19 protein-coding genes and 1 tRNA gene are annotated in these 25,416 nt (G+C 61.9%); 16 read left to right on the top strand and 4 right to left on the bottom strand.

The annotated features are described in order from the left end of the window. Positions 1–36 precede the first annotated feature (36 nt). From ruvC to HU720_RS13025, 14 genes are all read left to right on the top strand, one after another. A complete protein-coding gene (ruvC, locus tag HU720_RS13090) occupies positions 37–561 on the top strand; it encodes a crossover junction endodeoxyribonuclease RuvC (RefSeq protein ID WP_186520347.1) in 525 nt (174 codons plus the stop codon). Between the two features lie 108 nt (positions 562–669). Next, on the top strand, positions 670–1,287 hold the full coding sequence (gene ruvA, locus HU720_RS13085; RefSeq protein WP_186520346.1) for a Holliday junction branch migration protein RuvA: 618 nt from the start codon (positions 670–672) through the stop codon (positions 1,285–1,287). Beyond that, a complete protein-coding gene (gene ruvB, locus HU720_RS13080) occupies positions 1,284–2,330 on the top strand; it encodes a Holliday junction branch migration DNA helicase RuvB (RefSeq protein WP_186520345.1) in 1,047 nt (348 codons plus the stop codon). The genes ruvA and ruvB overlap by 4 nt, the downstream gene beginning before the upstream one ends. Positions 2,331–2,455: 125 nt before the next feature. Next, positions 2,456–2,908, top strand: a complete 453-nt coding sequence (gene ybgC / locus HU720_RS13075; RefSeq protein ID WP_186520344.1) for a tol-pal system-associated acyl-CoA thioesterase — start codon at positions 2,456–2,458, stop codon at positions 2,906–2,908. A 2-nt stretch (positions 2,909–2,910) separates the two neighbouring features. Beyond that, positions 2,911–3,606 carry a protein TolQ gene (gene tolQ, locus HU720_RS13070; RefSeq protein WP_186520343.1) on the top strand — a complete coding sequence of 232 codons (696 nt, stop codon included), beginning with the start codon at positions 2,911–2,913 and terminating at the stop codon, positions 3,604–3,606. Positions 3,607–3,620: 14 nt separating this feature from the next. Then, positions 3,621–4,073, top strand: a complete 453-nt coding sequence (tolR, locus tag HU720_RS13065; RefSeq protein ID WP_186520342.1) for a protein TolR — start codon at positions 3,621–3,623, stop codon at positions 4,071–4,073. Then, a complete protein-coding gene (tolA, locus tag HU720_RS13060) occupies positions 4,073–5,137 on the top strand; it encodes a cell envelope integrity protein TolA (protein ID WP_186520341.1) in 1,065 nt (354 codons plus the stop codon). Before tolR ends, tolA begins: the two co-directional genes overlap by 1 nt. A gap of 47 nt (positions 5,138–5,184) precedes the next feature. Further along, positions 5,185–6,435, top strand: coding sequence for a Tol-Pal system beta propeller repeat protein TolB (gene tolB / locus HU720_RS13055; protein WP_189659887.1), 1,251 nt, complete (start codon positions 5,185–5,187; stop codon positions 6,433–6,435). 54 nt (positions 6,436–6,489) lie between these two features. Continuing rightward, positions 6,490–6,987, top strand: coding sequence for a peptidoglycan-associated lipoprotein Pal (gene pal / locus HU720_RS13050; protein WP_008090230.1), 498 nt, complete (start codon positions 6,490–6,492; stop codon positions 6,985–6,987). Between the two features lie 6 nt (positions 6,988–6,993). Then, positions 6,994–7,803 (top strand): tol-pal system protein YbgF, encoded by an 810-nt coding sequence (gene ybgF, locus HU720_RS13045; protein ID WP_186520339.1) that lies wholly within the window; start codon positions 6,994–6,996, stop codon positions 7,801–7,803. Between the two features lie 229 nt (positions 7,804–8,032). Next, on the top strand, positions 8,033–8,680 hold the full coding sequence (gene queE, locus HU720_RS13040; RefSeq protein WP_186520338.1) for a 7-carboxy-7-deazaguanine synthase QueE: 648 nt from the start codon (positions 8,033–8,035) through the stop codon (positions 8,678–8,680). 11 nt (positions 8,681–8,691) lie between these two features. Continuing rightward, a complete protein-coding gene (gene queC / locus HU720_RS13035; RefSeq protein WP_186520337.1) occupies positions 8,692–9,366 on the top strand; it encodes a 7-cyano-7-deazaguanine synthase QueC in 675 nt (224 codons plus the stop codon). Between the two features lie 60 nt (positions 9,367–9,426). Beyond that, positions 9,427–9,502 (top strand) — tRNA-Lys (locus HU720_RS13030). A 192-nt stretch (positions 9,503–9,694) separates the two neighbouring features. After that, positions 9,695–12,421, top strand: a complete 2,727-nt coding sequence (locus HU720_RS13025; RefSeq protein WP_186520336.1) for a calcium-binding protein — start codon at positions 9,695–9,697, stop codon at positions 12,419–12,421. Positions 12,422–12,569: 148 nt separating this feature from the next. Here HU720_RS13025 and HU720_RS13020 read toward each other — a convergent pair whose 3' ends face one another. From HU720_RS13020 to HU720_RS24520, 4 genes are all read right to left on the bottom strand, one after another. Beyond that, positions 12,570–13,874: a TolC family protein gene (locus tag HU720_RS13020; RefSeq protein WP_186520335.1), complete on the bottom strand. Its 1,305-nt coding sequence runs from the start codon at positions 13,872–13,874 to the stop codon at positions 12,570–12,572. A gap of 1 nt (position 13,875) precedes the next feature. After that, the gene (locus HU720_RS13015; protein WP_186520334.1) at positions 13,876–15,207 is read right to left on the bottom strand and encodes an HlyD family type I secretion periplasmic adaptor subunit; all 1,332 of its coding nucleotides are present in this window, start codon (positions 15,205–15,207) and stop codon (positions 13,876–13,878) included. Beyond that, a complete protein-coding gene (locus HU720_RS13010) occupies positions 15,204–16,928 on the bottom strand; it encodes a type I secretion system permease/ATPase (RefSeq protein ID WP_186520333.1) in 1,725 nt (574 codons plus the stop codon). Before HU720_RS13010 ends, HU720_RS13015 begins: the two co-directional genes overlap by 4 nt. Before the next feature lie 133 nt (positions 16,929–17,061). Next, a complete protein-coding gene (locus HU720_RS24520; RefSeq protein WP_272969295.1) occupies positions 17,062–22,098 on the bottom strand; it encodes a calcium-binding protein in 5,037 nt (1,678 codons plus the stop codon). A 345-nt stretch (positions 22,099–22,443) separates the two neighbouring features. Between HU720_RS24520 and HU720_RS12985 the strand changes: the two genes are divergently transcribed. Together HU720_RS12985 and nadA are read left to right on the top strand one after the other, a co-directional pair. Next, a complete protein-coding gene (locus tag HU720_RS12985) occupies positions 22,444–23,958 on the top strand; it encodes a YdgA family protein (protein WP_186520332.1) in 1,515 nt (504 codons plus the stop codon). Positions 23,959–24,248: 290 nt separating this feature from the next. Continuing rightward, on the top strand, positions 24,249–25,307 hold the full coding sequence (gene nadA / locus HU720_RS12980; protein WP_186520331.1) for a quinolinate synthase NadA: 1,059 nt from the start codon (positions 24,249–24,251) through the stop codon (positions 25,305–25,307). Positions 25,308–25,416: the final 109 nt, after the last annotated feature.

The raw sequence follows: 25,416 nt of genomic DNA, 5'->3' as shown, positions 1-25,416 counted from the left end.
CAGTAGCGGGAAAATCCCCAAACATCCGTAGGCGCTATGACTCTGATTCTTGGTATCGACCCCGGCTCGCGCATCACCGGTTTCGGCGTCGTTCGCCATACTGCGCGCGGCTGCGAGTACGTCACCTCAGGTTGCATCCGTACCGGCGATGGCGAGCTGCACGACCGCTTGCTGGTGGTTTTTCGCGGCGTAAGCGAAATCATCCGTCAACATGGCCCGGTGACCATGGGCATCGAGCGGGTGTTCATGGCGCGCAATGCCGACTCTGCGCTCAAGCTTGGCCAGGCCCGCGGCGCTGCCATCGTCGCCGCCGCCGAGGCAGGCCTGGAAATCGCCGAATACACCGCCAGCCAGGTCAAGCAGGCGGTCGCCGGCAGCGGCGGGGCCAACAAGGAACAGGTCATGCTGATGGTCATGCACCTGCTCAAACTCACCAAAAAACCACAGATCGACGCTTCCGACGCCCTGGCCATTGCCCTGTGCCATGCCCATACCCGCTCCAGCCTGATTCCCCATGGGCTGAGCACGGCGCGGCGACGCGGCGGGCGCTTGCGTCTGTAGCGGCTTCATGCGCTGATACACATTTTGTCCGGGTGAAACATTCACCCTGCACATTTGCTGATAGGGTGAACCGGTTTTCGGCCGGCACCCGAGAGGAAGGATCGGAACGTGATTGGACGTTTGCGCGGCACCCTGGCGGAGAAACAGCCGCCGCACCTGATTATTGACGTGGGCGGTCTGGGCTATGAGCTCGAGGTCCCCATGACCACGCTGTATCGCCTGCCAAAGCTCGGCGAAACCGTCACGCTGCACACCCACCTTGTCGTGCGCGAAGACGCCCATCTGCTCTACGGCTTCTTCGAAAAGCGCGAGCGTGAGCTGTTCCGCGAGCTGATCCGTCTTAATGGCGTTGGCCCCAAGCTTGCGCTGGCCCTGATGTCCGGCCTTGAAGCCGATGAACTGGTGCGCTGCGTGCAGGCTCAGGATGCCTCGGCGCTGGTGCGTGTGCCGGGTGTCGGCAAGAAGACCGCCGAGCGGCTGCTGGTCGAGCTCAAGGACCGCTTCAAGGCCTGGGAAACCTCGCCTTCGATGTTCGCCCTGGTGTCTGATGGCCCGCTGCCGGTGGCCGGCGTTTCCAATGCCGAGGCCGATGCGGTCAGTGCCCTGGTTTCGCTGGGGTACAAGCCTCAAGAGGCGAGCAAGGCCATTTCGGCCATCGAGGGCAAGGCCAACCTCAGCAGTGAAGAGCTGATCCGCCGCAGCCTCAAAGGGATGATTACCAAGTGATCGAGACCGACCGCCTGATCGCCGCCTCCGGCCGCGACCGCGAAGAAGTCCAGGACCGGGCCATCCGCCCCCTGCGCCTGGAAGACTACATCGGCCAGCCGGTGGTCCGCGAGCAGATGGCGTTGTTCATCCAGGCGGCGCGGGGTCGCAGCGAGTCGCTCGACCACACCTTGATCTTCGGCCCGCCGGGCTTGGGCAAAACTACCCTGGCCAACATCATTGCCCACGAAATGGGCGTGTCGGTGAAAAGCACCTCGGGCCCGATCCTTGAGCGCCCAGGCGACCTGGCCGCCATGCTGACCAACCTTGAGCCCCACGATGTACTGTTCATCGACGAGATTCACCGGCTTTCCCCGGTGGTCGAAGAAGTGCTCTACCCGGCGATGGAAGACTTCCAGCTCGACATCATGATCGGCGAAGGCCCGGCGGCCCGTTCGATCAAGCTCGACCTGCCGCCGTTTACCTTGGTTGGCGCCACTACCCGTGCCGGCATGCTCACCAACCCGTTGCGCGACCGCTTCGGTATCGTCCAGCGCCTGGAGTTCTATAGCGACCGCGACCTGGCCACCATCGTCAGCCGTTCGGCGGGCATCCTGGGCCTTGCCATCGAAGACAAAGGCGCCTTCGAGATTGCGCGCCGTGCCCGTGGCACCCCACGTATCGCCAACCGCCTGCTGCGCCGTGTGCGTGACTACGCAGAGGTGCGCGGCAAGGGCGATATCACCAAGGCAGTGGCCGATATGGCACTGAACCTGCTGGATGTCGACGAGCGCGGCTTTGACCATTCCGACCGCCGCCTGCTGCTGACCATGATCGAGAAGTTCGATGGCGGCCCGGTGGGGGTCGACAACCTGGCCGCGGCCATCAGCGAAGAGCGCCACACCATCGAGGACGTGCTTGAGCCCTACCTCATTCAGCAGGGCTATATCATGCGCACCCCGCGCGGCCGGGTCGTCACCCGTCATGCCTACCTGCACTTTGGCCTGAACATTCCAGGGCGCTTCTGCGAGGGCGGGGAATATTCGGCGCAGGACGATGAATGACAGATCGAATCGGCGTTTTCGTGGTCCTACCGCAGGCACGCAGGTTCGCCGCTGGCAATAAGACACCATCGATGCAAAAACAGTTGCCGGGGCGGATTGGCAAGTACAGGAGTAAGCACTAGAGTATGCGCGCGCAAAATGGGCTGGAACCGTTCGCACACCGCTGTCGCGTCTATTACGAAGACACCGACGCAGGCGGGGTGGTGTACTACGTCAACTACCTCAAGTTCATGGAGCGTGCGCGTACCGAACGCCTGCGACACCTGGGGTTTTCCCAGTTGCAGCTGGCCGGGGACAACCTTTTGTTCGTCGTTCATTCCAGCGAAGCGCGCTACCACGCGCCGGCGCGGCTGGATGACGAGCTGCAGGTCACCGCGCAAGTAACCGAATTGAACCGTGCCAGCCTGCGCTTCGTGCAGCAGGTCTGGCGTACAAAAGATCAAACGCTGCTCTGCGAAGGGCAGTTTCTGGTGGCCGCAGTGCGTGCCGACACTTTCAAACCCCGAGCCATGCCCGCAGCACTGCGGGACGCCTTTCTGGCGGATGGCGCGGGTACTCAATCCAACGCAGGAGAATAAGCGTGGAAGCAAACGTCGTCGACCATACCTCCATGTGGAGCCTGGTCGCCAATGCCAGTGTCGTTGTTCAGTTGGTCATGTTGACTCTGGTGGCCGCTTCGGTGACTTCGTGGATCATGATCTTCCAGCGCAGCACCATGCTGCGCGCCGGTCGTCGTGCCCTCGAAGCCTTCGAAGAGCGCTTCTGGTCGGGTATCGACCTGTCCAAGCTGTACCGCCAGGCGGGCAGCAACCCAGACCCGGATTCGGGCGTAGAGCAGGTATTCCGCGCCGGCTTCAAGGAGTTCTCGCGTCTGCGCCAGCAGCCGGGCGTTGACCCTGATGCGGTCATGGAAGGCGTTGGCCGAGCCATGCGCGTGGCCATCTCCCGCGAGGAAGAAAAGCTCGAACAGAGCCTGCCATTCCTGGCGACTGTCGGTTCCACCAGCCCGTACATCGGCCTGTTCGGTACCGTATGGGGCATCATGAACTCGTTCCGCGGCCTGGCCAGTGCCCAGCAGGCGACCTTGGCCACCGTGGCCCCGGGTATTGCCGAGGCCCTGATCGCCACCGCGATCGGCCTGTTCGCAGCCATCCCTGCAGTAATCGCCTACAACCGTTTCGCCGCGCGCAGTGAAACGCTGATCGGCCGTTACTACACGTTCGCCGACGAGTTCCAGGCGATCCTGCACCGTAAAGTGCACACCAGCGAAGAGTGATCAGGTAGAAACCCATGGCCCGAGTTCGCCAAAAACGCAAGCCGGTCGCCGAGATGAACGTGGTGCCCTACATCGACGTGATGCTGGTGCTGCTGGTCATCTTCATGGTGACTGCCCCCATGCTCAACCAGGGCGTGAAGGTGGACCTGCCCAAGGTTTCCAGTGAAGCCTTGCCGCAGGATAACAACGTCCAGATCCTCACCATCTCGATCAAGGCCGACAAGACCTACTTCTGGAACCTCGGCAGTGAAGTCGATACCGACAAACAGATGGACAAGGCCATGACCTTGCCGGACATGACGGCCGCGGTGACTAAAATCATCGCCGCCGGTCGCGACCAGGGCAAGCAGACCCAAGTCTTCATTCGTGGCGACAAGTCCGTCGACTACGGTGCGGTAATGGGCGCCATGGGCGGGTTGCAGAAGGCTGGTGTCGGTAACGTTGGCCTGATTACCGAGGCGCCCTGATGCAACAGCGAGAGCCATCCGCCTCGGAAAGCTTCTTCTGGCCCAGTGTCTGGGCCATTGGCCTGCATGTGCTGGTGTTCGGTCTGCTGTTCGTCAGTTTCGCCATGACGCCGGAACTGCCGCCTTCCAAGCCCATCGTTCAGGCTACGCTCTATCAGCTCAAGTCCAAGAGTCAGGCGACCACCCAGACCAATCAGAAGATTGCCGGGGAAGCCAAGAAGACTGCAGCGCGCCAGACCGAGGTCGAGCAGCTTGAACAGAAGAAGGTCGAGCAGGAAGCCGTGAAGGCTGCGGAACAAAAGAAAGCCGATGCCGCTCAAAAGGCCGAAGAGGCTCGCGAAGCCGCCGAAGCCAAAAAAGCCGATGACGCTGCCAAGGCTGCCGAGCAGAAAAAGGCCGCCGAAGCCAAAAAGGCCGAAGAAGCTAAAAAGCAGCAGGCTGACATCGCCAAGAAGAAGGCTGAAGAAGAGGCCAAGAAAGTAGCCGACGAAGAAGCCAAGAAACAAGCCGCGGAAGAGGCGAAGAAGAAAGCCGCCGAAGACGCGAAGAAAAAAGCAGCCGAGGACGCCAAGAAAAAAGCCGCGGCCGAGGATGCGAAGAAAAAAGCTGCTGAAGAGGCCAAGAAAAAGGCCGCTGCAGACGCCCAGAAGAAAAAGGCACAGGAAGCTGCACGCAAGTCGGCAGAAGACAAGAAAGCCCAGGCCCTGGCCGAGCTGTTGTCCGATTCGACCGAGCGTCAGCAAGCGCTGGCCGATGAGCAGGGTGACCAGGTAGCCGGCGACTTCGACGACCTGATCCGCATGCGAGCAGCCGAAGGCTGGGCGCGTCCGCCATCTGCGCGCAAGGGTATGACGGTAGTTCTGCAGATCAACATGCTGCCGGACGGCACCGTGACCAATGTGAGCGTTGCCAAATCCAGCGGCGACGGCCCGTTCGACAGCTCGGCAGTGGCCGCAGTGAAGAACATTGGCCGGTTGACCGAGATGCAGGGCTTGAAGCCGAGCGATTTCAATCCGTATCGTTCGTTCAAGATGACATTTACACCTGAGGATCTAGCGTTGTGATTAAACGTCTGAGAGGACTCCTGGTCTTGCTCTGCTGCGTAGCGGGCATGGCAATGGCGGAAGAAAAAAACATCCTGGTCACCAGTGGCAGTGACCGGGCAACCCCTATCGCGGTCGTGCCATTCGGTGTGCAGGGCGGCAGCGTGCTGCCCGAAGACATGGCCGACATTATCGGCAACGACCTGCGTAACTCCGGTTACTATGCGCCGATCCCGCGCCAGAACATGATCAGCCAGCCAAGCCAGGCCAGCGAAGTCATCTTCCGCGACTGGAAAGCACTGGGTGCACAGTACGTGATGGTGGGTAGCATCGTGCCAGCGGGCGGCCGCCTGCAGGTCACCTATGCGCTGTTCAACGTTGCCACCGAACAGCAAGTGCTGACCGGTAGCGTCGCTGGCGGCGTTGACCAACTGCGCGACATGTCGCACTACATTGCCGACCAGTCGTTCGAGAAACTCACCGGTATCAAGGGTGCGTTCTCCACGCGCATGCTGTACGTGACTGCCGAACGTTTCTCGACCAACAACACCCGTTACACCTTGCAACGTTCGGACTACGACGGTGCCCGTGCTGTAACGCTGCTGCAATCGCGCGAGCCGATCCTGTCGCCGCGTTTTGCACCGGATGGCAAGCGTATCGCCTATGTGTCGTTCGAGCAGAAGCGTCCGCGCATCTTTGTTCAACACATCGATACTGGGCGCCGCGAGCAGATCACTAACTTCGAAGGCCTCAATGGTGCACCCGCGTGGTCGCCAGATGGCTCTCGCCTGGCGTTCGTGCTGTCCAAGGATGGCAACCCCGACATCTATGTAATGAATGTCGCCTCGCGCCAGATCAGCCGTGTCACTGCCGGCCCCGGTATCAACACCGAACCGTTCTGGGGCAAGGATGGCAACACGCTTTACTTCACCTCCGACCGTGGCGGCAAACCGCAGATCTATAAACAGTCGGTCAGCGGTGGTGGTGCCGAGCGCGTAACTTTCGTCGGTAACTACAACGCCAACCCTAAACTGTCGGCAGATGAAAAGACCTTGGTGATGATTCATCGCCAACAAGGCTTCACCAACTTCAAGGTGGCGGCCCAGGATCTGCAACGCGGAAGTGTAAAGATTCTCTCTGAGACCAGTCTTGATGAGTCTCCTACTGTTGCGCCCAACGGCACCATGCTAATCTACGCCACCCGCCAGCAGGGCCGGGGAGTCTTGATGCTCGTGTCGCTTAATGGCCGCGTGAGGCTCCCACTTCCTACCGCTCAAGGCGAAGTCAGAGAACCGTCCTGGTCCCCTTACCTGAACTGATTGCGGCGTAATACGTTTTGCTTAACACACTGGGGTTTCATTAGGAGTTTCACGATGGAAATGCTGAAGTTTGGTAAATTCGCTGCGCTGGCTCTGGCCATGGCTGTAGCTGTAGGTTGCTCCTCCAAAGGCGGCGATAACGCTGGCGAAGGCGCTGTTGATCCGAACGCTGGCTACGGTGCAAACACCGGCGCTGTCGACGGTTCCCTGAGCGAAGAAGCCGCCCTGCGCGCAATCACCACCTTCTACTTCGAATACGACAGCTCGGATCTGAAGCCAGAAGCCATGCGCGCCCTGGACGTTCACGCCAAGGACCTGAAGTCCAACGGCAACCGTGTTGTCCTGGAAGGCAACACCGACGAGCGCGGCACCCGCGAGTACAACATGGCTCTGGGTGAGCGTCGTGCCAAGGCTGTCCAGCGTTACCTGGTTCTGCAGGGCGTTTCCCCTGCTCAGCTGGAACTGGTTTCCTACGGCGAAGAGCGTCCAGTTGCTACCGGCAACGACGAGCAGTCCTGGGCTCAAAACCGTCGCGTAGAACTGCGTAAGTAAGTTCCTATGCGTATGTGCCGTCGTGCTGTAACCGTCCTCGCACTCAGCCTGCCGCTTTCGGCGTGGGCTGCGGTTCCCGTAGTAGATGACAACGCGGGTGGTTCGCCACCTGCGGGTTATGGCACGAGCGGCGCCTATGCCGGAGCAGGGGCTTCGGCCCCTGCTTCTGCAAATGGCCAGCTGTTCATGCAACTGCAACAGATGCAGGACCAGATTTCCCGCCAGCAAGGCATCATCGAAGAGCTGCAAAACGATGTGTCGCGCATGAAGCAGGAAAACCTCGAGCGCTATCAGGACCTGGACCGTCGAATCGGCACCGGTACACCTGCACCCGCGACTCCAGACAATTCTTCCACCGGTGGCGCCAACAGCGCAGCCACAGGTGCGGCCGCCGGCACCAACGCCGCGCAGCCACCGGCCGCCAACAGCGAGCCGGGTGATCCGGCGAAAGAAAAGCTCTATTACGATGCTGCTTTCGACCAGATCAAACAGAAAGACTTCGACAAGGCCAGCCAGGCGTTCAATGCCTTCCTGCGCAAATACCCCAACAGTCAGTACGCCGGCAATGCCCAGTACTGGCTTGGCGAAGTCAATTTGGCCAAGGGTGACCTGCAAGCTGCAGGGCAAGCCTTTGCCAAGGTCAGCCAGCAATACCCGCAGCACAGCAAAGTGCCAGATTCGCTGTACAAGCTGGCCGACGTCGAACGCCGTCTTGGCCACACCGACAAGGTCAAAGGTATCTTGCAACAGGTCGTCACCCAGTACCCCGGCACTTCCGCCGCGCAACTGGCGCAACGCGACCTGCAAAAGCTCTGAGCTGTACCGCCAAGACCAAACCCGCGCCTGTCGCGGGTTTTTTCGTTGTGGATACAGCCCATCGCGACACAAGGCCGCTCCTGATCCCGGTGCTTGTGGACTGAATAGGCGCTTTTCGTTACACTTGCCGCCCTTTTTTCACACGCTTTTGCGGATAACGCCATGTCGAGTCCGCGACAGTGCCTGACAGAGGCGAGCAGCCTGTTTAGCTGCCGCGCCCGAGGCGATCATGCAAGACACATTACGCATCACCGAAGTCTTTTACTCGTTGCAGGGTGAAACACGAACGGCGGGGCTGCCCACCGTATTTGTGCGCCTCACCGGTTGCCCCCTGCGCTGCCAGTACTGCGACAGTGCCTATGCCTTCACCGGCGGCACCCTTCGTACCCTCGACTCCATCCTGGAACAGGTGGCCGGCTTCAAGCCGCGTTACGTCTGTGTCACTGGTGGCGAGCCACTGGCCCAGCCTAACGCCGTGCCGCTGTTGGAGCGCCTGTGCGACGCAGGTTACGAGGTATCGCTAGAGACCAGCGGCGCGCTGGATATCTCGGCGACCGATACCCGGGTGAGCCGTGTAGTCGACCTCAAAACCCCAGGTTCCCAGGAGTCGCATCGCAACCGTTACGAGAACATCGAGCTGCTGACCCGGAACGATCAGGTCAAGTTCGTCATCTGTTCGCGCGAAGACTACGACTGGGCAGTTTCCAAGTTGATCCAGTACAACCTGGCCGAGCGCGCCGGTGAAGTGCTGTTTTCGCCCAGCCACCAACAGGTGAGCGCCACTGACCTGGCTGACTGGATCGTTGCCGACAATCTGCCCGTGCGTTTCCAGATGCAGCTGCACAAGCTTCTGTGGAACGACGAACCTGGCCGTTGAGAGGAAAAGACATGACTGACAAACGTGCGGTAATTCTGCTGTCCGGTGGCCTTGATTCCGCCACTGTGGTTGCCATGGCCCAGGCCGACGGCTACGCCTGCTACACCATGAGCTTCGATTACGGCCAGCGCCACCGCGCCGAGCTGGATGCGGCCGAGCGCGTGGCCCGCGAGATGGGCGTGGTCGAGCACAAGGTGATTGGCCTGAACCTCAACGGTATCGGCGGCTCGGCCCTGACCGACAGCAGCATCGCTGTGCCGGAGGCACCCGCTGAAGGCATCCCAGTCACTTATGTACCGGCGCGCAACACAGTGTTTCTGTCGTTGGCCCTGGGCTGGGCTGAAGTACTCGAAGCGCGCGATATCTTCATCGGTGTCAACGCGGTGGATTACTCCGGTTACCCGGACTGCCGGCCTGAGTTCGTTGAAGCGTTCGAGCGCATGGCCAACCTGGCCACCAAAGCCGGTGTCGAAGGCAATGGCTTCCGCATCCAGGCGCCGCTGCAGAACCTGAGCAAGGCGCAGATCGTGCAAGCCGGCATGGCGCGTGGCGTTGACTATAGCCTCACGGTGTCGTGCTACCAGGCCGACGATGCTGGCCGCGCCTGTGGCAAGTGCGACAGCTGCCGCCTGCGCGCCGATGGTTTCAAGGCGGCTGGCGTACCAGACCCGACGCGCTACTACTGAAAAATTTCCCACAGGGTGTTGATTTCCTGTGGGAAATCAGTAATATACGCGCCATCCAACGGGTCGTTAGCTCAGTTGGTAGAGCAGTTGGCTTTTAACCAATTGGTCGTAGGTTCGAATCCTACACGACCCACCATACGCAACAAGAAAGAGCCCGCCTTCATGGCGGGCTTTTTTGTGCGCGCTTTTCGGTATTGCTGCAGGCAAAAAACCTTGTAAAAGGGTTGTTCCTACTCGCCGCAAGATCAACTAGTCTGCTGGTTCATCGGCCTTGTCGCAGCCCTGTGCTGCCAGCCCGATCCCCTATCAACGGAATGAGCGACGCGACATGGCCACTATCACCTTATCCCGCACTTTCAGCTTTCTCGACGCGCAGGACTGGGGCTGGGATGTCACCCAGGCCACCAGCACCTCAATGGTCATCAGCGACGGCATTCACACCCAGACCTTTGGCGGCCGCTTCGTGTACTTCGGGGATATGGTCAGCGGCGTGGTGTCTACCAGCACATTCCGCATGAATGGCGCACTCGTCTATACCGTCACCGGTATGAACAAGAGCCTGGCGGAGCTGGCAGAGTTTGCCCTCACCGAGGGCGACACGCTGGAAACCTACGCCTATGTCCTCGACGGCGACGATACGTTGCTGGGCAGTGCGGGCAACGACACGTTGCTGGGTTTTGCCGGCAATGACCTGCTCGACGGGCGCGCGGGTGCCGACCTCATGCGTGGCGGGCAAGGCAACGACACCTATGTGGTGGACAATATCGCCGACCAGGTCGAGGAGCTGGCCAACGAAGGCACCGATACGGTCAAGGTCGCGATTGCCGCCAGCGGCAGCTACGCCTTGGGCGCCAATATCGAAAACGGCACGCTCACCAACCGGGTTGCCTACGACCTCACTGGCAACGGGCTGGACAACATCCTCATCGGCAACGCTGCGGCCAACCGCCTCGATGGTGGTCTGGGCGCCGATACCATGGACGGTGGGGCAGGCAACGATACTTATGTGGTGGACAATGCCGATGACCGCATCATCGACAGCGCAGGCATCGACACCGTTGAGTCGTCCATCGCCTACACCCTCGCCGCAGGCCTTGAAAACCTGACCCTGACCGGCAACGCCGCGATCAACGGCAGCGGCAACGATGCGGCCAATATTCTAGATGGCACCCGCAACAGCGCAGCCAACGTGCTGACCGGTGGCAAGGGCAATGACACCTACCTGCTGGGCGCCAATGACACCGCTGTCGAGGCGTTCAATGAAGGGGTTGACCTGGTCCAGACCAGCTTCAGTCGTACCTTGGGCGCCAACATCGAAAACCTCACCCTGCTCGGCAGTGCCGATATCAATGGCACTGGCAACGACTTGGCCAACATCATCATCGGCAACAGTGGCGACAACGTGCTGGACGGCGCCGGGGGCGTGGATACCTTGCAGGGTGGGGCTGACGACGACACCTACATCGTTGCCCTGACCGCCACCAACGCGCTGCAAGACCGCGTCATCGAGGCTGCCGCGGCCGGTACCGATACCCTGCGCCTTACCGGCGGCACCACTGGCATCAAGTTGGTGACGCAGGTGTTGGGCGCCAACCTTGAGCACCTCGACGCGCAGCAAACCGGCGCGGCGCTGCTGAACCTCACGGGTAACACCGCCGACAACGAAATCATCGGTAATGATGCCGATAACGTGATCCAGGGCCTGGCCGGCAATGACACCCTGCGCGGTGGCTTGGGCAACGATACCCTTGACGGCGGCCTTGGCGTCGACCAGATGTTCGGCGGTGAAGGTAACGACACCTACACCGTCGACAACGTTGCGGACACTGTGGTCGAGCTGGCCGACCAGGGCACCGACACGGTCAAGATCGCCATCGCGCTGGCCAAAGGCAGCTACACCCTCGGCGCCAACGTCGAGAATGGCACCTTGATCAACAAGGTAGCCTTTGACCTCAACGGTAATGCCCTGGACAACATCCTGACCGGCAACGCTGCCGCAAATGTGCTCAACGGCGGCGCGGGTGCGGACACCATGAACGGTGGTGCCGGTAACGACACGTACTACGTGGACGATACTGGCGATGTCATCATCGACAGCGCAGGAGTCGACACGGTCATCTCCAGCATCAGCTTCGACCTGCAGAATTCCACGCTGGAGAACGTGGTGCTCACCGGCAGTACAACCATCAATGCCACCGGCAACGCCTTGGCCAACCTGCTCGACGGTTCGCAGAACAGCGCGGCAAACCAGTTGGCGGGCGGTAAAGGCAACGATACCTACGTGGTCGGCGCTGGCGACACCGTGGTCGAAGGTTTCAATGAAGGTATCGACCTGGTTCAAGCCAACGTCAGTTTCACCTTGGGTGCCAACGTTGAAAACCTCACTTTGCTAGGCTCCAGCGGCATCGACGGCACCGGCAATGGCCTGAAGAACATCATCATCGGCAACGACGGCGATAACCGCCTCGACGGCGGTGCGGGGGTGGACACGTTGCGCGGCGGGGACGGGAACGACAGCTATTTCGTTGACCTGACTGCGGCCAACGCGCTGGAGGACCAGGTTGTCGAACTGGCCGGGCAGGGCAGCGACACCTTGCATGTACGTGGCGGCACCGCCGGGCTTGCGAGCAAGACCATCTCCCTGGGCGCCAACCTTGAGAACCTCGACGTCAGCGCAACGGCAGCGGGTGTGCGCCTGAACCTGGTCGGCAACGCGTTGGACAACGTGCTCGTCGGCAACAGCGCCCAGAATGTGTTCACCGGGGGGCGTGGCAGCGATGTGTTCCGCTTTGATGCATTGGATCAGTTGGGCAAAGGTGTTGCTGGCCGAGACACCATCACCGACTTCAAAAGCGGCGAAGACTTGATCGATTTGAGTGCCATCGGCAACTTCCAGTTGATCGACAGCAGTGCGGATTTCACCGGCGCCTTCCAGGTCAAACTGGTGCAAGGCGTGCTGCAGGGCACCTTGGAGGGCAGCCTGGAGCCAGGCTTCGAGATCGCACTCACTGGGGTCAAGAGCCTGACCCAGGCAGACTTCCTGGCACTCACCTGACAGTTGGCATCGCTGTTTCGGGGCACCGGCTTCGCCGGTGTTCGCGGCACAAGGCCGCTCCTAGATGATCACGCGGTACGTGTAGGAGCGGGCTTGCCCCGCGAAGGGCCGCGTGGCGGCCCCCATGGCGCCCAAGCCAAACCCCGCTTCAGGGCTCAACCAACCAGTCATTGGCCCGACGTATATCACTGTCGGTCAACTGCCCGCGCCAGCGGTGCAGGGTCAGCAGGCTGGTGATGAAGCGGTACTGCGCCTGCTGCAAGTCGCGCCGTGCGCGAAACTCTTCGCGGATGTTGTACAGCACGTCAGTGCTGGTGGTAATGCCGCGCTTGAACACTTCCTTGGACGACTCGGTGGCCTTGGCCGTCGACTCCACCGCCACCCGCGTCGCCTTGATGCGTTGCAACTCGGCGTTCATGGTCAGAAACGCCGTGGCCGTTTCGCGTTTGACTTCCCGGCGCAACGCTTCCAGTTCCTGCTCGGCCGCATCCCGATCCCCCATCGAACTTGCCACCCGTGCGCTGGTGGACCCACCGCTGTACAGCGGCACCTGCATGTCCAGCGAGGCGACATAGTTGTCCGAGCGCGGGGTCAGCGTGCCTTCATAGCCGATGTCGCTGCGTAGCGCGGTCAGGCTCAGCCCAAGGCGCGGCAAGTGGCCCGCCTTGGCCTCCGAGATAGCGGCTTGGGCGGCATCCAGGCTGCGTTCGCGGGCTTTGATGCCCGGGTTCTCACGCAGCGCGGTCTCTTCCCAGTACGCCCGTGACTGCGCCGGCAAGGTGTAGGTGGCGTTGCTCGCGATGCGCTTGAGCGGCTCCTGCACATCACGCCCGACCAGCTCGGAAATCGCCTCGCGGGCCACGGCCACGCGGTTGCTTGCCTCGATTTCATCGGCGATCAGGTTGTCTGCGCGGGCGCGCATCGCCTGCGAGTCCTGGGTGGTGGCCATGTGGTAGGCGAGCATGGCATCCAGGCGCTTGCTGTCTTTCTCGGTGGCTTCGAGCTCGGCGCGCACCAGCTGCAGTTCGTCTTCGGCGGCCAGTACCGCAAAGTAGCGTTCGGCCAGGTCGATGCTGGCCTGGATACTGGTATCTTCGGCCTCGAAGGTGCGCTGGCGGGTCAGTTGCTGGAACTTCTGGTAGCTGCGCCACACCTGGGGGTCGTAGATCGCCTGGTTGATGCTCATGGCCACGCGCTTGCCGTTGTATTCGGTGCGGCTCAGCGCATCGTCACGGCGGCTGCGGTTGATGCTACCGGTGGCACTGATCTGCGGCAGCATCTGGCCCAGCGCCTCGCGTTCGCGGCCCGCGCCACTGCGGATTACCGCCTGGGCGCGCAGCACGCGGGGGTCGGCGCTGGCGGCTTCTTGCTGCAACTGCCATAGGTCGGTCGACGCAGGGCTGGCCATTGCCAAGCCGGGCAAGCCCAGCAGGAGGATGAACAAGTACTTCATGTCACTCCTCGATCAGCGAACGGGCAAAGGCGTTGCTGGCGGGCTGCATCAGATACTGCAGCAGCGTGCGTGCGCCGGTATTGACCAGCACTTCGGCCGGCATGCCCGGCAACAGTGCCAGGCGGCCCAGCGCCTTGTGGCCGTTGTCGGTCACCGCAACCCGCGCCAGGTAGTACGGCGCGCCGGTGTCCTTGTTGATCAGGCGGTCAGCCGAAACCTGCACCAGGCGGCCTTCGATGACCGGGGTGGTGCTGCTTTTGAAGGCGCTGAAGCGGATGTTGGCCAAGGTGCCGACGTTGATGCGGTCGATGTCCATGGGCGAGATCTGCGCCTCGACGATCAGCTCTTCATTGGCCGGCACGATATCCATCAGCGGGGTGCCAGGGCTGATGACCCCGCCCAGGGTGTGTACGGTCATGCCCATCACCATGCCCGCCTCGGGGGCCAGCACCTGGGTACGTTGCTCGCGGTCCTGCACGGCACCCAGACGTTCACTGAGGTCGTAGACCTTGTTGCGAGTCTCGCCCAGAAGCCCAGCCACCTCACTGGCAAAAGCCTTGTTCAGTTGCAGGATTTTCAATTGCGCCTCGGCGATCTGCTGTTCGGCGCGGGCGGCGTCCGAGTGCAGTTCGGCCAGTTGCGCCTTCATGTTGCCCAGGTCCCGCTGGCGCTCTTGCAGGCGCTGGCTGTCGACATAGCCTTGCTTGAGCAGGTCGTCGAGGTTGGCGATTTCGCTGTCGTAGCCCGGCAACAGGCGCTCTTTCTCGGCGCGCACGGCTTTGTTGCCGGCAATCTGCGCGCGGATCTGCTGCATGGTCTTTTCTTGCAGGCTGATTTCGCCCAGCAGCGCAGCGCGACGGGCCTGGAAGATTCGCGCTTCGCTTTCGCGGGCTTCACGCACCCGCGGGTCGTCGGCGTTGAGCCGTGCTTGCAGGGCAGGGGCGGCGAGGCCATCCCGTTCGGCCACCAGGCGCTCTTCCAGCGCCTGTGCGGCGATCAGCTGGCTGCGGATCATCTCGGCTTCGGCGCGGGCCTGGGTGTTGTCCAGCACCAGCAGCACATCGCCGGCCTTGACCTGATCGCCGTCATGCACGCGCAATTCGCGCACGATGCCGCCTTCGAGGTGCTGCACGGTCTTGCGGTAGCTTTTCACTGTGACCACGCCTGGGGCGAGGGCGGCGCTGTCGAGCGGGGCGAGGGCGGCCCAGCCGCCAAACAGGCCGAAGGTCACCAGCACGATCAGGTAGCCAATGCGCCGGGTCGGGCGGTCGTCCACCGGCAGTGGGGCGTCGGCGTCATCCGCCGAGGCCGGTGCTTGCAGGTTCAGGTTCATAGCGGGGTACCGATGGCCTGCGCATTCGGCGCGGGCGGGTTTGCAGCGTTCTGTAGATGGGCGAGCACCTTGTCGCGTGGGCCGTACAGGCTCAGCTCGCCCTGGTTCAGCACCAGCAGGCGATCGACGGCGGCCAGCACGCCGGAGCGGTGGGTGATGACAAACACCGTGGCGCCGCTCTGCTTGAGTTTGAGCAGCGCCTCGGCCAGCAACCGCTCGCCGGTTTCGTCCAGGTTGGAGTTTGGTTCGTCCAGCACCACCAGCCGCGGTTTTCGGTACAGCGCGCGGGCCAGGCCCACACGCTGGCGCTGGCCACCGGACAGGCCGCCGCCGTTGGCGCCGATCAGCGTGTCGTAGCCTTGGGGCAGTTGCAGGATCATCTCGTGCACCCCGGCCATGCGCGCCGCTTCCACCACGGCTGCGGCGTCGACACTGGCAAAGCGGGCGATGTTTTCGCTGATGCTGCCTTCGAACAATTCGATATCCTGCGGCAGATAGCCCAAGTGCGGGCCGAGCTCTTCGCGGCGCCACTGGGTGATATCGGCGCCGTCCAGGCGAACCGTGCCGGCAAGGCCTGGCCAGATACCCAACAGGGCGCGGGCCAGGGTCGATTTGCCCGCGCCGCTGGGGCCGATGATGCCGACGGTTTCGCCTGCGCCAACCTTGAAGCTCAGGTTGCGCAGCAGCGCCGTGCGGCTGCCGGGTGCGGCCACCGACAGGCCTTCGACGCTGATTGCACCCACTGGCGCCGGCAACGACATGCGCTCGGGCTGTGCGGCGATCTTCTCCAGCAGTTCGTGCAGGCGGGCATACTGGCCACGGGCGCCGACAAAGCCCTTCCATACCCCGATCAGCTGGTCGATGGGTGCCAGCGCCCGGCCCAGCAGGATTGAGCCTGCAATCATCAGCCCCGAGCTGATCTCATGCTTGATGGTCAGGTAAGCACCCAGGCCCAGTACCAGCGACTGCACGATTTGCCGGAAGGTGCGCGATACCGAAGCGATGGCCCCGGCGCGGTCGCTGGCCACGCTCTGCAGGCTCAGCACCTTGTGCACCCGCGCGCTCCAGCGCTGGCGCAGGTCGCCCAACATGCCCATCGACTCCACCACCTCGGCATTGCGCAGGCTCTTGTTGGTAAAGGCGGTGGCGGCCATGTGCTCGCGGTTGGCGTTGTGCAATGGCGCCTTGGTCATGCGCTCGTTGAACCAGGCCAGCAGGCCCAGCAGCAGCGCGCAAATCACGCCCATCCAGCCGTACCAGGGGTGGAACATGAACATCACGGCCAGGTAGATCGGAATCCACGGGGTGTCGAAGAAGGCGAACAGGCCATTGCCGGTCAAGAACTGGCGCAGGCTGCTGAGGTCGCTCAACGGCTGCGCCGAAGCGTTCATGCCGCCGCTGTCCAGGGCCTGGCGAAAGCTTGCATCGAACAGGCGCTTGCCCAGCAAGGTTTCCAGCCGGGTACTGATGCGCACCATGATGCGCGAGCGTACCCATTCAAGGGCGCCCAGGGTGCCCATCAACAGCAGCATGATCAGCGTCAGCATCAACAGGGTCGATTCGCTGGCGCTCCCCACTGCGCGGTCGTACACCTGCAGCATGTAGAACGACGGCACCAGCATCAGCAGGTTGACGAAGAAACTGAAGAAGCCGACCGAGAGGAAGCTGTTCTTGCAGGTGGCAAGCGCTTGCTCAAGTTCGGTTCGGGTGGGTGTCGCCATGGGTATGTGCCTGAAATTCGGGTGGTGATGCGTGAAAAAGTGAACGTTCGAACAGGCCAATGCCCATGGCTGCGAGGCAGGCATGGGCATTGGCAGGGTGCCCTGGCAGGCCAGGGCAGGGGGCGAGTATGCCTTACAGCGTCAACTGATCGGCATGCAGTTCGGTAACGCCGACCAGCTTGATCGAGAAATCTGGCGCGGTGTTGGCGTTGCTGTTGCCATACACCGTGATACCGCCGTCACCATCGACCTCGTAACGCAGCTGCTTGGCGCCGTCGAACGCCCCGGTGCCCTTGAAGGTGTAACCTTTGAGCGCCGAGAAATCGAGCGTGTCGTCGGTGCCGAAGTCATGGATCACATCCTGCTTGTCACCCAGGCCCAACTCGGTCAAGGCGTTGAACTTGAAGGTGTCCTTGCCCGAACCGCCATACATCGTGTCGGCACCGAGGCCGCCGATCAGCACATTGTTGCCGCCGTCCCCAGCATGCAGCGTGTCGTTGCCAGCGCCGCCGTTGAGCACGTTGTTGCCACCGCTGCCCCATATTTCGTTATCGGCCGCGTTGCCGGTGAGATTAATCGACAGGTTGCCCAGCTGACGAGCGTCGAGGTTCTCAAGGTTGGCGCCCAGGGTGATCGAGGCGCTGCCGGTGAAGCTGGCGATGCTGTTGGCGTCCAGGCGCAGTTCCACAATGTCGGTGCCTTGGCCGGCTTTCTCGACGATGGTGTCTTCAAGCGCCACGGTCGCCTTGGCGCCAGTGCCCTTGACCAGCAGGTCGACGACATAGGTGTCGTCGCCAGCGCCGCCAGTCAGGATATCCACGCCCTTGCCACCGTCCAGACGGTTGTTGCCGCTGTTGCCGGTGATGCTGTTTTTCAGGTCGTTGCCGGTGCCGTTGCTGGCGCCATCGAGCAGGATCAGGTTTTCGAGGTTATCGCCCAGGACGTAGTCGATGGACGACTTGACCGTGTCGATGCCTTCGTTCAACAGCTCGACCACCACGTCGCCTTCGTTGTCGACGATATAGGTGTCGTTGCCCTTGCCACCAATCATGGTGTCGGCGCCAAGGCCGCCATCGAGGATGTTGGCGGCGGCGTTGCCCATCAGGACGTTGTCCTGGCTGTTGCCGGTCAGGTTGATGGCAGCGGCCGAGTCGACGATGGCGTTTTCAACGTTGTCGGCCAGGGTGTAGCTGTTCTTGGCGTAGGACACCACGCGCACGGTGTCGATGCCGCCGGCCTCGGCGTTGTCCTCGATCACCTCGTCCTTGTCGCTGTAGACGTAGTAGGTGTCGTTGCCATTGCCGCCGACCAGGCGGTCGCCGCCGCCCTTGCCGTTGAGTGTGTCGTCGCCTTCGCCGGCAATGATGATGTTGCGCAGGGCATTGCCGATCAGCACGTTGTCGCCGTCATTGCCGGTGATGTTGAACAGGCCGGTGCCAGTAACGGTGACGTTCTCGACGTTCAGCAGCGAGGCCTGGGACAGGTCGACCTGCAACGCGGTGGTTTTCGACAGGTTGCGGTAGGTGATCTGCAGGGTGTCGATGCCTTCGTCGGCGTGTTCTACCAGCAGGTCGAGTTCCTGGGCGTCGTCGATCACATAGGTGTCGTTGCCTTTGCCGCCGATCAGGGTATCGATGCCGGCTTTGCCGTCGAGCACGTTGTCCGCGTCGTTGCCGGTGAGGGTGTTGTTGGCCGCGTTGCCGGTCAGGTTCAGCTTGAGCGCGCCGGTCAGGCTGGCGTCGAGGTTTTCCAGATTGGCGGCCAGGGTGAGTGCGGCGGTCCCGGCGAACGCTGCGATGGCATCGCTGCCCATGCGCAGGGTCAGGGTGTCGGTGCCTTCGTTGGCTTTCTCGGTGATGGTGTCTTCCAGCGCCACGGTCGCCTTGGCGCCGGTGCCCTTGACCAGCAGGTCGACGACATAGTTGTCATCGCCCGTGCCGCCGATCAGGGTATCGATGCCGGCGCCGCCGTCGAGGGTGTCATTGCCGGCGCCGCCGGTGAGCACGTTCCTGGCGCTGTTGCCGATCAGGATATTGTCGCCTGCGTTGCCGGTGCCGTTGATTGCGGCGCTGCCGGTCAGGGTCAGGTGCTCAAGGTTGGCGCCCAAGGCCCAGGTGATCGACGACTGTACGGTGTCGGTCCCTTCGCCTTCGTTCTCGATGATCACGTCCTTGATGTTGTCAACGATGTAGGTGTCGTTGCCGGTGCCGCCAGCCAGGGTGTCGGCACCGGCACCGCCGTCGAGCACGTCATCGCCAGCACCGCCGATCAGGGTGTCGTTGCCTTTGCCGCCGACCAGGTGGTCGTCGCCATCCTCACCGCTGAGAATCACCGCGCTGTCGCCAGTCCAGGTAATGGTGTTGTCGCCGCTGTCGCCGATCAGCTTGGTGGAGTTGCCATTGGCGTCGAAGCGCTGGCTGTAGATGTCGCCGGAGGTATTGCGGTTGTTGATATCGCGGGTAGGCGACAGCGCTTCCCAGGTAACGATGAAGCCGCCATCGTCGGTGGCTGCAACCACCGGGAACAGGTCGTTGCTGGCGTCCGAAGCGATGGTCAACTGGCTGCCGACCTTGACGCCGTTCTTGTCGAACACCTGCGCGTACAGGTTGGCCGGGCCGCTGTGCGGGGCTTCATCGGAGGTGGCCCAGCTGATCACGTAGCCACCGCCCTTGAGCGCGGTGATTGCAGGTTCGCCCTGGATCTCGGTGCCTGCGGTGTTGACCTGGGTTTCGCCGCCCAGCTTGGCGCCGGTGGCGCTGTAGCGCTGCATGAACACATTGCCGCTGATGGCGTTTTCGTTCTTGTCCAGCTTGGTGCTGACCCAGGTCACCACGTAGCTGGTATCGTCCAGTACCGCGACCTCGGAGCCCGTCTGCCTGCCTGCGGTTGTGGTGTTGACGCGCACATTCGCGCCGATGGCCTTGCCGCTGTCGTCATAGCGCTGCATGTAGATATCGGCGTCATCGGTGGCGTCGATTTCACGCTCCCAGACCACCACGAAGCCGCCATTGGTCAGGGCGGTCACGCTCGGCTCTTCGGCGTAGATGAAATTGTCGCGGGTGGCGGAATCGACCGAAATGGGCTCGCCAATCAGCGCGTGGGTCACCGGGTTGACCAGTTGGATGAACACTTCACCGCCTTCGGAGAAGTGATTGTTACCCTGCTGGTCCACCCACGAATCACGCATCTCCTCGTTCCAGGCAAACACCCAGGTACCGTTCTTTAGCACGGTGATCGAGGCGTCTTCGACGCGCACGCTGGGGTTGTCGCTGTCTTGGGTGTGGATGGTGACCGGCGTGCCATTGGCCACACCTGCATTGGTGTAGGCCTGGACAGTGAAGGTGTAATCGGTGGCGGTCCAGCCGACCAGATAGCCACCGTCCTTGTCGGCGGTAACGATCGGGTTGCTGCCGTTGGCGCCGTCGAGTAGGACGTTTTTAACCAGGTCCTGGTCTTTGTCGTACTGCTGCAGCCAGATGCCGCTAGGCTGGCCAACGTCGCCGAGTTGTTCCCAGACGATCACGTAGCCACCATCGCTCAGTTTGGTCGAGGCCGGCTCCATGGTGATCGTGCTGCCGCTTTCGTTGGTAAAGCGGCCGGTGTCGAGGGTCAGGGTGGCGTCATCGAAGCGGATCTGTTCGATGCTTTCCAAGCTGGTGGTCTGCTGGCCCTTGACTGCGACATTGCCTTCTTTGTCGGTGCCAAAGGTGAAGTCAGCCAGGTTGCCGTCCAGCTGTGCGGTGTCGTTGCCGTCGCCGCCGTCGAGGGTGACGTCGTCGCTGCCGACCCAGTGCAGGGTGTTGTCGCCTTCGTCACCGCGGATTTCAGTAATCGTGCTATTACCGACCAGGAAGCCTTGCGCGTTGACATGTTGCACATGCACGACTTGAGAAAAACTATCATCGCTGTTGCCGGGCTCAGTGGAGGTCGACCAGCTCACGACCATGCTGTTGTCGGCGCGTACCAATACGGTCGGGGCGTCCCATAGCTGCTCGCCACTGGCCGACTTGCCGACCAGAATCGGCGTCTCATCCATGGCGCTGCCGTTGTAGTTGAAGCGTTGTACGTAGACATCGGCGCCATTTGGGTCGTAGACGTTCCAGGCTAGCAGGTATGCGCCGTCGGGGAGGGCGATGGCCGAAGAACCGTTGACACTGCTTCCCACCTCGAAAGCGTCGCCGCGCGGCTCGAAGTTCGATTCATAGGCTTGGGCGTGAATCACGCGCGAGGGGTCTGAACTGCCGGTGTCGACCCAGGTAACCAGAAACCCGGTAAAAGTCGGCACAACCTGGAAGTACTCGGCGTTGGCGGTACCGGTAGGCACCACCTCCTGCACGGTCACGGTGGTGCCAGCGATGGGCTTGCCATCGGCGGTCACCTTGGTGGCCATCAGCGTGGTCGGGGTCATTACCTGCTGGCCGTCGGTATCGAACTGGTATTTCTGCAGGGTGTAGGTCAGCCAGTAGTTACCGTCACCCGCCGAATGCAACGCCATGTCGTCGGCTTCACCTTTCTGGGCGTTGCCGGTCAGCAGCGTCTGTACCGCGCCGGCCTTGCCGTTGGTGTACACCACCGCTTTGACATTGGAGTAGAGATCGTCCTGGGTGCGGTCGTCGCCATGGGTTTCGCCCCACATGACAATATACTTGTTCGACCCCAGCACTGTGACGGTGGCGTCTTCGAGTTCGAAACCGGCGCTGGCGACTTTGACCGGGTTGCCGACCTTGCTGCCGTTAGCTGCAAACAGCTGGGTGTAGACGGTAGAAACGTCAGTTGCGTCATTCTCCGACGTCCAGGCCACGATGAACTGCCCATTGGGCAAGACCGTAACCGACGGGTCATCAACCTCGTCACTGGCGATTTCGGTACGCTGCAACAACTCGCCGCTGGCGCTGTAGCGCGCCACTACCACGCCTTCGAAGGTAGCGTCAGTAGAGCTCCACACCAGCGCATAGCCATCGTCCTGGCCATTGGCGGTCAGTGCGGCCATGGCTGGCCCATCGACGTTGCCCGAGGCCAGGGTGTTGTTGCTTTCGCGGATAATCTGCACGCTACCGCCATCGAGCTGAACACTCTGGCTGCCGCTGCCTTCGTACTTCACCGTAGCACCTTCTTTGATGACGATATTCTGGCCATCATTGCCGAAGGTGTATTGATCCAGAGTGCTCATGTCCATTTCCTTGCAGGATTGGCCAGGGCATTCGTGCCCTGGCAGCGGAAGGGGTGCAGCGGGGCGGCGTAAAGCGGTCACGCAGAGTTGTGGCATTCTGCCACCTTGTTGCAGTATGTAAATAGGGCGATGAGCACTATCGTGCAGAGAATGCGCGGCCTGTATTTCAATCCAAGGTGCGGCTAAGGCCAATGGGTGCGTTCCAGGCAAGAAACCCCGTTTTTTTGCCTGATTGCCAACCCTGCTTGCGCTTCGCCTCGTGCAGCCGGTCCATCCAATGGGATATTCTTGGCGCCCGCGTAACACTGCGCATTCGCCCCTTATGGACAGCAACGGTTCCCATTCATGAAGAAATCAGTAGGCATCCTTTCCGGCCTGGCAGTTGCCATCGCCATCGCCGCCACCGCTGGCGCCTGGTACACCGGCCAGCAACTGCCGGCAGAGCTTGAGCGCTCGATCGCTGACGGCAACGCCGAGCTGAAAAAATCCCTGGCCGGCACGGGTGGCAGCATGACCATCGAGCTGGCCTCGCTGGAGCAGCGCTTCTTTACCAGCACCGCCCATTACCGCATCAAAGCCAAAGACATCCCGTTCGGTGAAGCCGAAGCGCTCAACTTCGAGGTTGGCGTGGTCGACAATATCGAACACGGGCCATTCCCATGGTCGCGGGTCAAGGCGTTCAAGCTGATGCCGGTCATGGCCACCAGCAACAGCGCGCTGGAAAAAGACGACTTCACCGCCGACTGGTTCGCCGCCGCTGGCGACAAGCCACCGGTTACTGCGCAGGTGAGCCTGGGTTACACCGGCAGCGTCGACAGCGATATTCGCCTGGCGCCGGTCAAGGTCGAAGAGGAAGGCGTCAAGGTGCTGGACTTCTCCGGCATGCAGTTGCTGGTCAGCGGTGACCGTGAAGGCAAGGCCGCCGAGGTGCACGGCAATATGGGCAGCCTGGAGCTGAACTTCGCCGATGCCCAGCAGGTGCCGGCCAAGGTCGAGCTCAAAGGCTTCAAGCTGGGCGGCAAGATGCGCCAGACCAGCCATGACATGATCTACGTCGGCAACATCGACCTGGCCCTGGCCGAGGCGCGTATCACCAGCGGCCTGACCCAGGACGTGCTGTTGATGACGGACCTGCAGCAGAACAACCTGTACAGCGCTGAAGGCGACGCCGAGGACAAACTGTCTGGCCGCCTGGAGTACAAGGTCGGCGACATCACCTATGCCGGGCGCAAAGTGGGTAGCGGCGAGATGGTCTTCACCATGAAGTCCATCGATATCCCGGCCATGCAGGCGCTGGTGCAGTGGTACCAGACCAAGCTGCCAGAAATGCAGCAAGCTGCCGCCGAAGGCAACGGCCTGCCTCAGCTGAACTTGAGCGCAGAAGAAAAAGCCAAGGTGCAAGCCGATGTGCAGAAGCTGCTGGCTGGCAAGCCGCAGTTCGCGCTGGAAAAACTGGCGTTCAAGACGGCCAACGGCGAGAGCCACTTCAACCTGGCAATGGACTTCACCAACCCGAGCTCCTTCGACCTGCCGCCTGACCAGCTGGGCAAGCAATTGGTCAGCCGTATGCACAGCAAGCTCACCCTGTCCAAGCCGATGATTGGCGACCTGGCCACGCTGCAAGCGCTGTTGGCCGGTGAAACCGATGCCCAGGCCATTGCTCAGCAGTCCAGCCAGGCTGGTGAAATGGTCGGCATGATGGCGGTGCAGAGCGGCATGGCTACCGTGCAGGGCAACGACGTGGTGACCAGCCTGCAGTACGCCGATGGCATGGTCGACTTCAATGGCAAGAAAATGACCGTTGAAGAATTCGCCATGATGATCAGCTCGCAGGTAGCGGCGTTGCAGCCGCAGGGTTGATCCACCGCGCGGCACTTTAATCGCGGGGCCAGCGCGCTTGCACGCAAGCCTGATATACCGGGCAGCGTGGGGGTGGGCTGGCCCCGCGATTGCGTTGGGCAGCCCGGCGTAAAAACCCCTTTTGCATCGCCTCGATTGCCTGTAGCCTTCGCCGTCCGATAATAATCCGCGCCCGCAGAAGGGGCCGCGAGGGCCCGCCCCGGCTGGCCGTCCGGCGCCATTAGCCGATCTGCCAGGGCCGGGTGATACTCTCGACTGACGCGCCACGGCGCCCCGCAGGTCCAGCGATCATGACCCAGATTTCCGAACGCCTGTTGGTTCAGGCCCATCTCGACGCCAAGCAGCCCCAGCCGCTGACGCCCGCGCAAGAGGCCGAATACCGTGCGGCCATCGCTGCCGAGCTGAAAAAGCAGAACGCGGTACTGGTGGCACACTTCTATTGCGACCCGATCATCCAAGCCTTGGCCGAGGAGACCGGCGGTTGCGTGTCCGACTCGCTGGAAATGGCCCGCTTCGGCAAGAACCACGCCGCAGATACCGTGGTGGTAGCCGGCGTGCGCTTCATGGGCGAAACCTCGAAAATCCTCACCCCGGAAAAACGCGTGCTGATGCCCACGCTCGAGGCCACCTGCTCGCTCGACCTGGGTTGCCCGGTAGAGGCCTTCTCGGCGTTCTGCGACCAGCACCCCGAGCGCACCGTGGTGGTGTATGCCAATACCTCGGCAGCGGTAAAAGCCCGCGCCGACTGGGTGGTAACGTCAAGCTGCGCGCTCGAAATCGTCGAAAGCCTGATGGACAACGGCGAGACCATCATCTGGGGCCCGGACCAGCACCTTGGCCGTTACATCCAGAAAAAGACCGGCGCCGACATGCTGCTGTGGGATGGCGCCTGCATCGTTCACGAAGAGTTCAAGTCGCGCCAGTTGGCGGACATGAAGGCGCTGTACCCGGATGCAGCGATTCTGGTGCACCCGGAGTCGCCGGAGGCGGTGATCGACCTGGCCGATGCGGTGGGTTCCACCAGCCAGTTGATCAAGGCTGCGCAGACGTTGCCGAACAAGACTTTCATCGTCGCCACCGACCGCGGCATCTTCTACAAGATGCAGCAGCTGTGCCCGGACAAGGAGTTCGTCGAAGCGCCCACCGCCGGTAACGGCGCGGCATGCCGCAGTTGCGCGCATTGCCCGTGGATGGCGATGAACACCCTGGAGCGGGTGCTCGACTGCCTGCGCACTGGCAGCAACGAGATCTTCGTCGAACCGGCGCTGATCCCCAAGGCTGTGAAACCGTTGCAGCGCATGCTCGATTTCACCCAGGCAGCGCGCCTGAAGCTGTCTGGCAACGCCTGAGGTCGATGCAGTTTACCCGGTCAGTGTAGGAGCGGCCTCGTGTCGCGATGGGCTGCGTAGCAGCCCCAGCGATTCTGCATGGTGCTCAGATCCCGGGGCTGCTACGCAG

The sequence above is a fragment of the Pseudomonas sp. SWRI51 genome (assembly GCF_014268825.1).
Taxonomy (GTDB): Bacteria; Pseudomonadota; Gammaproteobacteria; order Pseudomonadales; family Pseudomonadaceae; genus Aquipseudomonas; species Aquipseudomonas farsensis.
This window is presented reverse-complemented; position numbering and strand designations above follow the sequence as displayed.